Raw genomic sequence first — 11,313 nt, forward strand, 5'->3', positions numbered from 1 at the left:
TTTATAGGTAAATTGCAAGATAATCTGCTTATTCTGCCCCCGTAAAAACGGCTCATTTATATTCATGAAACCAACCTATCGAAATAGCGTGTGGCTACTGCCCGTCGCTTTATTGTTCTTACTTTCATCATGCCGTGAAAAACCCCTCTTTGAACGGCTCAACTCCTCTGAAACAGGCATTACATTCGCGAATACAATTACCGACAGCGATACGCTCAACATTCTCAACTATCAATATATCTACAATGGTGGTGGTGTTGGTGTTGGCGATTTCAATGGAGACCAAAAACCCGATGTGTTTTTCGCTGGCAATCAGGTAGCAAACAAGCTCTATATTAATGAAACGGAATCGGCAGATAGCAAGCTACACTTTAAAGACATTACTCAGTCGGCAGGTGTTGATGGCGGTGGTCGCTGGTGTTCTGGTGTATCGGTAGTTGATATAAATGCCGATGGGAAGCTTGATGTGTACATATCCACCACGCTCAAAAAAAAGGGGGCACAACGGGCTAACCTCTTGTATGTCAATCAGGGCAATGATGGAGATGGTGCTCCTAAATTCCGCGAAATGGCCGCCGATTATGGTATTGCCGATACGACATTTACGACGCACTCCGCCTTTTTTGATTATGATAATGATGGGGATCTGGACCTGTTTGTACTGGTCGACCAGATTGCTGATCCACGAAATCCAAATAACCTGCGAACTCGGGTAGATGATGGGACATCGCCAAATACAGACCGGCTCTATCGCAACGATTTCGATCCTAAACGGGGCCATGCCTTCTTCACCGACGTTACTAAACAGGCCGGTACGGTGGCTGAGGGCTTTGGCTTAGGGCTGAATATCTGTGATATTAACCGCGATGGCTGGAAGGATATTTACGTGACCAACGACTTCGCCACAAACGACGTGCTGTACATTAACAACCACAACGGCACGTTCACGAATCGCGCTCATGAGTCCTTTAAACACACCAGCTCGTCGGCAATGGGGAATGATGTGGCCGATATTAATGGTGATGGTCTAGCCGACATTGTTGTGATGGATATGCTCCCTGAAGACAATCTTCGTAAAAAGAGTCTGATGGGGCCCAGCAGCTATTATGCCTACCAGGAATGGGACAGATTAGGCTACGAACACCAATACGCCCGCAATACCTTACAACTTAATCAGGGGGTACGGCCTACAGATACATCGCATGCAAGCATGCCTGTTTTCAGTGAAATCAGCATGTTGGCAGGTGTGGCCGAAACCGAATGGAGTTGGTCGCCACTATTGGCCGATTTTGATCACGACGGCTATCGGGATTTATTGATTACTAACGGTTTCCCTCGCGACGTCACAGATCGTGATTTCACGAATTACTACAGCTCCGTAAATACCTACCTCAGTGATGCTCTTCGCAAAGAATTAACTGAAAAAATACCACGGGTAAAAGTTAGCGACTATGCGTACCGAAACCGGGGCAATGATCGGTCAGGCGGTCCAGCTTTTGAAAACGTAACCGATCTTTGGGGCTTCAGCGAACCGAATTTTGCGAATGGAGCAGCCTATGCCGATTTCGATGGCGATGGCGACCTCGATTACATTGTCAATAATATTGACGACGAAGCCTTCGTCTACCGAAATACCCTCACTGATAAGAAATCTGAACAGGCGCACTACCTCCGTATTCGGTTTCAGGGCGATGGAGCTAATGTAATGGGGCTGGGTGCTATCGTTGAGTATGAGCTACCAGATGGTCGAAAAGAATTTTATGAGCACACACCGTATCGAGGTTTTTTGTCGAGCGTTGAGCCGACTGCACACTTTGGTTTAGGGAAAATAAAGAGTATCAAAAACCTAAAAGTGACCTGGCCGGGTGGGCGGGTCCAGATTTTCCCAAACGTAAATGCCGACCAGACGATTACGGTAAAAGCAGTAGATGCTAAACCGGGCGAAGCAAACGAGACTATTTCGGCCCCTAAAACCCTGTTAAAAGATATTACTGCCGATCTGGGCATTACCTATAAGCACGAGGAAACAGATATTATTGACTTCAACCTGCAAAAAACTCTGTTGCACAAACTTACTGAATATGGCCCTGCACTAGCCGTGGGCGATGTGAATGGAGATAAATTGATGGATATGGTTGTTGGCGGAAGTTCCAAGTACTCCACGGAATTGCTCCTGCAACAACCCAATGGTCATTTTACCCTGAAACCCTTACCAACCAAGTTGTCGGAAGATGCCGGCCTCCTGTTGTTTGACGCTGATGCCGATGGCGATTTGGATCTATATGCAGCTAGCGGAAGTCCCGAATTCCCAGCCAATCAACTAGCAGAAGCACTGCGCCAGCGACTTTACGTAAACGATGGCAATGGCAATTTCACGCTGGCTCCGAACGCATTACCGAATTTCCAACTCAATGCTTCCTGTGTAAAAGCGGCTGACTTCGATAAAGACGGCGACCTTGACCTCTTTGTTGGCGGGCGTGTTGAGCCCTACAAATACCCCATGTCGGTTCCCAGCTACTTGCTTCGGAATGACAGTAAGAAAGGTCAACCCCATTTTACAGATGTCACGAAGGAGTTGGCCCCGATTCTTGCCAAAGGTGGTCTGACCTGCGATGCCCTCTGGACCGATTATGACAATGACGGCGATGATGATCTATTACTCGCTAGTGAATGGGCTCCACTCACCATGCTTCGGAATGAGAAGGGCCATTTACAACCCCTCGATAACAGCGGCCTATCGGATAAAATGGGCTTCTGGAACTCCCTGACCCCAGGCGACTTTGATAATGATGGCGATGTAGATTATCTGGCAGGCAATATGGGCCAGAATACCCTGCTTCGAGCCACTACCGAACGGCCTCTGCGTATCTACGCAGGTGACTTCGATAACAACGGTTTCTACGATGCATTTCCGACCGTTTATTTCAAAAATGCCAAGGGCCAGTACGAAGAATATCCCTATTTCGGCTGGGACGATATGATAAAACAGATGATTGGTATCAAAAAGCGGTATCTTAAATACGGACCCTTTGGCGAAGCAACCATCAGCCAGATTTTGACCGAAGATGAGCGTAATCAGGCGCTGAAACTCACGGCCAATTACACACAGAGTAGCTACATCGAAAATAAAGGTAATGGCAAGTTTGACATTCGGCCATTACCAATAATGGCGCAAACGGCCCCTGTATTTGGTATGATAGCCCAAGATGTTGATGGCGATGGCAACTTAGATGCAGTACTGGTTGGGAATGAATACGGCAGTGACATGGTAGGAGGTCGTATGGATGCCTTCAACGGAGTGATACTCAAAGGCGATGGGAAAGGCGGATTTTCAACACTTACGATGGCACAAACCGGCTTCTACGTTCCCGGCAATGCTAAAGCGCTGGTTGACTTGCCCGACGCCCAAGGCCACTGCCGATTCGCAGTAACCGAAAACCGAGGGCCATTACGTGTATTTGCGGTACAACAGCCACAAACGTTTACGCCCGTCGATGCCAAGACAACAGCCGTCTCTATTCGGTTGAAAAACGGGCACACCCGACGACAGGAAATCCCCTTCGGAACTTCGTTCTATGGGCAATCTGCACATGGAGTTTGGCTACTACCGGGAGAAGAGATTGTGAAGAAGTAATTAGTATACCCACGGTCTTTAGGCCGTGTATGAAGTTGTCAAAACACGGCCTAAAGACCGTGGGTATACTAATTCAACTCAATCCTCTCTCACACGAATATTCGCCTGGACGACGCTGGCGCTCCGGCTTCGTACCGCCGATGTCATAAAGAAACCTGTCGCTTTTCGTCCGTTGGCATCAGCGTTAATAATATTCGTTGGCACATTAGTCGGGGGCGTGGCGAATAGACCACCGTTGGTAATCTGAGTTCGAGTTTGCTGCCAGAAATTAATGGCATCCAGAGTGAGTGAATGGAGTTCAACAGTCACATTATCATTCAGCGCATAAAGGCTATCTGGATTGATCGATCGGCGAATCGGGACAATAAACGTAAGTCCGTCTGTAACTCCATTATTGTTACCCCGAAATCCACCATCCTGCGAGGTAATGATGTTATTCGCTTTATTTTGCAGCTCGCCATTTCGAAAAAAACGAATCCTGTAATAGTCCGTTTCCTTGGGTATATCGTTGGCGTAAAACTCAGCCCGGTAACCTTCTATTTTTGATAACGGGCTACGTTTCCTCTTCACAAAAATGATCGAATCTATTGGCGGAACCGGGCTTATTTTCGAGCTGGCATTATAGGTTTCACCTTGATAAGCAATGGTAAGCTGATACGTCCGGCCAATGTGCCCTAGTGTGTCTTTACCCGTTGGTTGCCAAATATAATAACCTGTGTTCCTGGCATCTAGAAAACGATACGTCTTTCCTGCATCATCCGTCACGGTAACCGTTGCGCTGGTAGCCGCCGGTGGAGTACTACTATCAAAATAAGGTGCCGTCTGCGTCAGAATAATCGTCTGTGAGCCAGGTTGGTCGGTCAGGATACCTTCTACAGAAAGCTGAACGGGGCCCGTGTTGAGTTTGGCGTCGATGACAGTCGTACAGCTGTTTAGCCCTAGAACGCCAGTTAAAAAGAATAAAAGAACAAAGTATCGTTGCATAATATAGTACCGACCCACTGAGCCGGGTGTTTATCCATATATCGGCCGACCCAGAGGGTCGGTACTACTAAAATTTGAAATTATACGTCACTGAAGGAATGATCGTCGCAAACACCGAGTACCGAATTGCTTCGGTGACCTGCGGATTATCGGCGTTCGGCTGGAAATAAACCGAAAACGCATTTTTGCGGGCGTACGCGTTGTAGACTGAAAATACCCAATTGTCTTCCTTACGTTTGCCCGGACGTTTGCGTCCCTGTAACGTGGCTGCCAGATCGAGTCGATGGTAAGCTGGAATTCGGTAATTGTTACGTCCCTCATAAATCGGTTCGACATGGCCATCAAACACAAACCGACCCGTTGGGAATGTACCGGGTGTACCACTAGCATATGTAAACGTGGCCGAGAAATTCCAGCGCTTTGCATTCGGTGGATCAAAAAGGAGTACCGAGGTCAGCGTATGTCGTTTGTCGAAACGAGTTGGATACCAATCGCCATTGTTAATACCCGCCACTTGCCGCTCAGTTTTGGCCAGCGTATAGCTAATCCATCCATTCACGACACCCGTATTTCGTTTGACGAAAAATTCGGCTCCATAAGCCCGACCTCTACCGCTTAGCAAATCACCTTCAAGATATTTATTCAGAATCAGGCTAGCCCCATCGATATAGTCAATCTGGTTCTGCAACCATTTATAATAAACCTCTACCGATGCCTCGAATTCGCTACCGGTGCGTCCAAAGTTTTTGAAGTATCCACCCGCAATCTGATCCGCAATCTGTGGTTTGATATTGTTGGTCGATGGTGTCCAGATATCCAGTGGAGTCGAGGCTGTTGTATTGGAAATCAGGTGGATATATTGTGCCAGTCGATTATAACTCAGCTTTAACGAGCTATTATCCGTTAGGTCATACTTGGCAGCAAAACGCGGTTCCCAGTTACCGTAGGTCTTTATGACATCGCTCCCTTTATAATCCACCGTTGTAACAACCTCTCGTCGGGTTCCCATCGGAACATCTGCCTGAAAAGTATAAGCTTCTCCTGGTCCTTTGTATTGAAAGAGTGAATAGCGCAGGCCGTACTGGAGTTGCAGTTTAGGCGTTGTCTGCTGTTCATTACCAATGTAAAGGGCGCTTTCGAGGGCATGTTTGTTTGCAATGCCGAATGAACGAACACTTCCTGCACTAGCGGCCGTAGCTGTACCAGGCTGAAAATCATGCACAATGGCCTGCCCCCCAAACGTGATTGTATTTTTGCCCAGAAAAAATGAGAAATCAGGTTTAATGCTATAATCCAGAATTCGGGAGTCGGTTCTGAAATAGTCATTAGGTGTTTTCTGCTTCAGATCGGTATTCAGCGAGTAATCGTAGTTGCTGTAATAAGCCGTCGTGTTCAGAAAAAGTCGGTTGTTAAATACGTGATTCCAGCGGGCCGACAGTGTAGTATTGCCCCAATTGAACCCAAAGTCAGACCCGAATACATCACGCCCAAGATAGCCCGACAAAAAGACCGTATTCTTGTCGTTGATGCGGTAATTACCTTTTGCCGTCAGGTCGTAAAAGTAGAATTTAGCACCCTTCAGATCACTATTCAAAAAGGGTTGCGCCAGAATATCAGCGTACGAACGTCGAGCCGCTACGATGAACGAGCCTTTTCCTTTAAATAAAGGTCGCTCGTAGGATAATCGACTAAAAATCAAGCCAATTCCGCCATTTAGTTCAGGCTTTTTTGCGTTTCCTTCTTTTAGCCGAACATCCAGAATCGAAGCGATACGTCCGCCATAATTTGACGGAATACCCCCTTTTATCAGCTTTACGTCTTTAACCGCATCGGGGTTAAAGACGGAGAAAAAGCCGAATAAGTGTGACGAATTATAGACCGGGGCTTCGTCCAGCAGCACCAGATTCTGGTCTATACTCCCACCCCGAACATTGAAACCTGTGGCCCCCTCGCCCACCGTCGATACGCCGGGCAGCAATTGAATGCTCCGAATTACGTCAACTTCCCCCAAGAGTGCTGGAATCCGCTTCAGGGTTTTTACGTCAATCTTGTTGACGCTCATTTCAATATTCTTGACGTTATCGTCTTCGCGTGTCGTCGATACGACTACCTCCTGAAGCTGCTTTCCCTCTTGTTTTAGTTCAAGGTCAAGGCGAACATCATGTTCGGTTAGATCAACAGCTCGGGTCTGTTTTTCGTAACCAACGTAGCTGATAACAACGTTATAGTTTCCCGGTGGTAGGGTAACAGCAAAGAATCCATAACTATTTGTAACGGCCCCGGTGCTGGTCTCCTTTACGTAAACCGATACACCAATCAGGCCTTCTCCATTGGCGGCATCTTTTATGTAGCCGCTAACCGTAAAGCCTGCCGTACGGCCACCTTTATTCTGTCCGTTACTGGTATTATTCGTAGTTGGCGAGCCTTGTGCGCTACTGCTTTGAATGGGCAGACAAAAAATAAATAAACAATATAGCCAATGTAGAGAACTATGTTTCATTGCGTCAGATATAGGCCACCTATTCATGAACAGCGGCTCAAGTTGTTAACGCAAAAGTATGGTTACTACTACTAGTATTAGGCAAAAAATAGATAAACCAACTAAAACAGCCTCTGAACGGTAGCTGGTGTTGGACAAAACCAATAAGTAACGTATCAGGAAAGCTGCGTTTGTCGCTACGTATACGCGGCTTTCCTGCTACGTTACTTACTGTGCCTGAATAACCGCAATCAATTTTTGCAATTCCTTGAATCGTTTTTCATCCGGCTCAGGATTGGAAATTGGCAGCTTTTTGAGTTCATCGATGATAACCCGGCCGACAAGCAACCGCATATTCTTTTTATCATCGGCGGGAATCACGTACCAGGGAGAATTATCCGTAGCAGTTTCGTTGATGCAGGTTTCGTAGGCGTCCTGATAGTCATCCCAGAAATTCCGCTCCTTAACATCGCCCTCCTCAAACTTCCAGTTTTTTTCCTGGTCTTTAATACGGGCAATCAGCCGGTCGGCCTGTTCTTCTTTAGAGACATGCAGGTAAAACTTAACCGTTGGGAAGCCATTTCGATATAGAAAACTCTCCATATCCCGAATCGCTTCGTAACGATGTTTAAACAGTTTATCTAAATCCTCGGTCGCTTTTTCGGGCAGTCGCTGGCTCTGCTTCAGAATTTCCGGGTGTACTTTCGTCACCAGAACTTCTTCGTAATACGAGCGATTAAAAATACCAATCATGCCCCGTTCGGGCAGTTCTCGCCAACTACGCCATAAAAAATCATGGTCAAGTTCCTGATCGGTTGGACGTTTAAACGAATAAACCCGAACTCCCGCAGGATTAGTCCCTGTAAACACATGTTGAATGGTTCCGTCTTTTCCCGCTGCATCCAACGCCTGAAACACAGTTACTAAACCATAGCGATTATGGGCATACATCATCTCCTGCCATTTATCAATTTCTGCCGCCTGTTGCCGCAGTAAGGCTTCGTAATGAGCATCGTCTTCGTAGAGATCGTCTACTTTCGTAGGCGCTTTTTTCAGTTTAAATGATTTGTCGCCGTCATGGCGGAATCGATCGGTTTTGAAGTCTTTCACAGGCATTTGGCGCAAACTTTACGCAGGTAAGTACTGTTAATAAGTTAGGCAAATTAACCTAATAAAGCCTATAAGGTTTGCGAAACCACGCAGGTTTATAGAATTACGATTTATGACGACAAATCAATCGGCCAATCTGGCCAAAGCAACATTCGGAACAGGCTGCTTCTGGTGTACAGAAGCTCTCTATGAATCGCTCGATGGGGTTATCTCGGCAGTATCGGGCTACGAAGGTGGTCACAAGCCTAACCCAACTTATACAGAAGTTTGTACCGGTACAACCGGCCACGCAGAGTGTGTAGAGATCACCTATGATCCGACTAAAATAACGTATCACGAGTTGTTGGAAGCCTTTTTCCGGAGCCATGACCCAACGTCGTTGAATCGCCAGGGTAATGACATTGGCACACAATACCGTTCTGTCATTTTTTACCATAATGATGAGCAGAAGCAACTGGCTGAAACAGCGAAAGCAGAGTTGGATAAATCGGGTGCTTACGATAGTCCAATTGTAACAGAAATTACCCCAACCGAAACGTTCTATGAAGCAGAAGCCTATCACCAGAGCTATTTTGCCAATAATCCAAACCAGGGTTATTGCGCCTTTGTGATTGCCCCCAAAGTAGATAAGTTTAAAAAGGTTTTCAAAGAGAAATTGAAGTACGCTTAACAACGTAGTAACAAACTAGTAAAATATAGCGAAAGGCCTCAATTTGAGGCCTTTTCTAGTTTCTGACAGTGTTTGTTAGTACTGGTTTATTACCTATTTATCCAGCAGTATTTTGTACCTTTAGCGTATCCAAGATACAAACACCTTCATTTTAAGGTACAATCTCGCTGCTATCCATGAGAGTTACCCTTCGTGAGAAGCCCATTAGCGACGGTCGCAAGAGTCTTTACCTCGACTTTTACCCGGCTATTCTCCACCCTGAAACCGGAAAGCCTACCCGTCGTGAGTTTCTGGGCCTATACGTTTACGAAAAACCACGGCTGGATCTGGAGCGAAAACATAATAAAGAAACCCGGCTGCTAGGCGAAAATATCTGTGCTAAACGGCAATTGGCCATCCAGAGTGGACATTACGGATTTTTAAACAAGGCTATATCTAACGCCGACTTTCTGGCCTGGTTCAAAGGACAGGCTGAGCTGGAAAAGCAGAAACGTAGTATCGGTAGTCGTAATAACTGGATGAGCGTTTACCAGCACCTTGATCAGTTTAGCAATGGCAAGCTACTGGCCAGCGATGTGACTGAGGATTTTTGCAAGCAATTCCGCCAGTATCTAACGACAGCGAAAGCCCTGAACGCAAGCCGGTCAGGGAATCCAACCATTGCCTATAATTCAGCCGTGGGTTACTTCACGATTTTTAAGGCTGCCCTCAAACGCGCTGTTGAGGCAAAAGTATTGGAGTTTAATCCAGGAGAGAAAGTCAAGCGATTATCTGCAAAGGAAACACAACGAGAGTTCCTGACCCTTGCGGAGCTGCAAACACTCGCTAAAACAGACTGTGATCTACCAGACCTAAAACGAGCTGCGCTGTTTTCTGCCTTGACCGGCCTCCGCTATAGTGATATTGCAAAACTAGTCTGGTCAGAGGTATATACGGATGCTAACGGTCACTACTTACGCTTCACGCAATTGAAAACCGAAGGTGTAGAGACGTTGCCATTATCAGATACAGCTCATTCATTACTAGGCGAGCGGTCAGCAGATTCAGAAAAGGTATTTCCTAGTCTGGCTTATTCAGCCTGGCAAAACCTCAAACTACAACAATGGTGCATTAGGGCTGGTATTGCTCGGACAATTACCTTTCACGCCTTCAGGCATACGTTCGCAACGCTCCAACTTTCGCTAGGTACCGATATCTATACGATTTCCAAGATGCTCGGCCACCGTGCCATCAGCACGACTCAGATATACGCTAAAGTGGTTGATAAGGCCAAACGAGAAGCTGCGAATAAGATTAAGCTGGAGTTTTAATCCTAAACTACTATTTAAAGCGTCCTATGGAAACTAAACACTATGAAGAATTTAGGAAACAGGTGCTTGGTCCCGAAGCTGGGGATGAAAGTATTTTATTATTGATCCGTGAATTAGTGTGTAATAAAGGCCACCTCTTTTTTATTGAAGAATGCTTTTACTGCTTTCGGATCGTTTTCTAATCGCTTGGTTTGCTCAAGAACTGCCACCGTTAGTTCGTCCAGACTTGTGAAAACCCGATTTTTCAAGTTACCTTTCAACTGACTCCAAACCAGTTCCACTGGATTTAATTCTGGACTGTAAGCAGGTAAGCGTTCTAAATGAATCCCACCAGGGCGCTCACCAAGGAACTGCTTAACGGCCTCGCTACGATGAATTGCGGCTCCATCCCAGATAAGCAGCAGGTTCCGTTTTCGATAGCGCCTACACAGTTGGCTTAAAAACCAAACTATGTCTTCGCTCGTGAACGCCTGATCCTGACCGGCCACATAGATCCGACCGTTAGGAGCAATAGCCGCAATTAGGCTCAAGTGGGTTCGTCCCGCTTGGTCAACCAGTAGGGGTGTCTGCCCACAAGGTGCCCAAGTATGAGCGACTAAAGGCAATAGATAACAGGCGGACTCATCCACATATAAAATGACGCGCCCTTCATTCTTAGCTTTTTTTAAGGTCAGGTAAGCGTTCGGCTCGCCATTGAACAACTGCCTGGGCATCTTGCTGAATGGCTTTGCGTTGCGGCAACTGCCTGCTCCAACCTACTTTCTTCAGAATTCGCCCTATCTGAGAGGGGTCATAACTGACGCCAAATGTTTTTTTGATTACTTCATTGATACGAGGACGCGTCCAGATCGCTCCACTAAAACCATGATGCTCTGCCCCTTTGTTAAGCTCAATCACGAGTTGACCCAGTTGTTGAGCCGATAAACGGGCTGGTGCCCCGGTTCGCTTCCCTTCTTGCAAGGCGATTGCCCCTTGCTGGTTATATTTCTTAAGCGTTTTACTCACCCAAGGTTGAGTTAGGCCAAACGCTTGAGCAATAGCTGCCTGTTGCCAACCTGCCTGACTGAGTTCAACACAGCGTCGGCGAAGTGCTTCGTAATCAGATTGTTTGTAGTTTGCCATGGAA

The 11,313-nt window shown here is 46.6% G+C and carries 8 protein-coding genes; 3 read left to right on the top strand and 5 right to left on the bottom strand.

Going from position 1 to position 11,313, the window contains the following annotated elements:
• Nucleotides 1-64: 64 nt before the first annotated feature.
• Nucleotides 65-3,634 (top strand): VCBS repeat-containing protein, encoded by a 3,570-nt coding sequence (locus tag GO755_RS19645; RefSeq protein WP_157587003.1) that lies wholly within the window; start codon nt 65-67, stop codon nt 3,632-3,634.
• Between the two features lie 78 nt (nt 3,635-3,712).
• Here the strand turns inward: GO755_RS19645 and GO755_RS19650 are convergent, their stop codons facing one another.
• From GO755_RS19650 to GO755_RS19660, 3 genes are all read right to left on the bottom strand, one after another.
• Nucleotides 3,713-4,618, bottom strand: coding sequence for a DUF4249 domain-containing protein (locus GO755_RS19650; protein ID WP_157587004.1), 906 nt, complete (start codon nt 4,616-4,618; stop codon nt 3,713-3,715).
• Between the two features lie 67 nt (nt 4,619-4,685).
• The gene (locus GO755_RS19655) at nt 4,686-7,118 is read right to left on the bottom strand and encodes a TonB-dependent receptor (protein WP_157587005.1); all 2,433 of its coding nucleotides are present in this window, start codon (nt 7,116-7,118) and stop codon (nt 4,686-4,688) included.
• A gap of 207 nt (nt 7,119-7,325) precedes the next feature.
• The gene (locus GO755_RS19660; protein ID WP_317165913.1) at nt 7,326-8,207 is read right to left on the bottom strand and encodes a PPK2 family polyphosphate kinase; all 882 of its coding nucleotides are present in this window, start codon (nt 8,205-8,207) and stop codon (nt 7,326-7,328) included.
• A gap of 112 nt (nt 8,208-8,319) precedes the next feature.
• Here GO755_RS19660 and msrA point away from each other — a divergent pair, with 112 nt between their 5' ends.
• Together msrA and GO755_RS19670 are read left to right on the top strand one after the other, a co-directional pair.
• Nucleotides 8,320-8,877, top strand: a complete 558-nt coding sequence (msrA, locus tag GO755_RS19665; RefSeq protein ID WP_157587007.1) for a peptide-methionine (S)-S-oxide reductase MsrA — start codon at nt 8,320-8,322, stop codon at nt 8,875-8,877.
• A gap of 176 nt (nt 8,878-9,053) precedes the next feature.
• Nucleotides 9,054-10,187, top strand: a complete 1,134-nt coding sequence (locus GO755_RS19670) for a site-specific integrase (protein ID WP_157587008.1) — start codon at nt 9,054-9,056, stop codon at nt 10,185-10,187.
• A gap of 113 nt (nt 10,188-10,300) precedes the next feature.
• On the opposite strand, the gene GO755_RS41465 is transcribed toward GO755_RS19670, so the two are convergent.
• A complete protein-coding gene (locus GO755_RS41465; protein ID WP_227687008.1) occupies nt 10,301-10,900 on the bottom strand; it encodes an IS630 family transposase in 600 nt (199 codons plus the stop codon).
• The gene (locus GO755_RS41470; protein ID WP_227687009.1) at nt 10,842-11,309 is read right to left on the bottom strand and encodes a helix-turn-helix domain-containing protein; all 468 of its coding nucleotides are present in this window, start codon (nt 11,307-11,309) and stop codon (nt 10,842-10,844) included. The genes GO755_RS41465 and GO755_RS41470 overlap by 59 nt, the downstream gene beginning before the upstream one ends.
• Nucleotides 11,310-11,313: the final 4 nt, after the last annotated feature.

This window comes from Spirosoma arboris (assembly GCF_009754945.1).
GTDB lineage: Bacteria > Bacteroidota > Bacteroidia > Cytophagales > Spirosomataceae > Spirosoma > Spirosoma arboris.

Coding starts and splice junctions, on each gene's coding strand:
- msrA (WP_157587007.1), top strand. CDS start 8,320: ATGACGACAAATCAATCGGCCAATCTGGCCAAAGCAACATTCGGAACA.
- GO755_RS19670 (WP_157587008.1), top strand. CDS start 9,054: ATGAGAGTTACCCTTCGTGAGAAGCCCATTAGCGACGGTCGCAAGAGT.
- GO755_RS19655 (WP_157587005.1), bottom strand. CDS start 7,118: ATGAAACATAGTTCTCTACATTGGCTATATTGTTTATTTATTTTTTGT.
- GO755_RS41465 (WP_227687008.1), bottom strand. CDS start 10,900: ATGCCCAGGCAGTTGTTCAATGGCGAGCCGAACGCTTACCTGACCTTA.
- GO755_RS19650 (WP_157587004.1), bottom strand. CDS start 4,618: ATGCAACGATACTTTGTTCTTTTATTCTTTTTAACTGGCGTTCTAGGG.
- GO755_RS19645 (WP_157587003.1), top strand. CDS start 65: ATGAAACCAACCTATCGAAATAGCGTGTGGCTACTGCCCGTCGCTTTA.
- GO755_RS41470 (WP_227687009.1), bottom strand. CDS start 11,309: ATGGCAAACTACAAACAATCTGATTACGAAGCACTTCGCCGACGCTGT.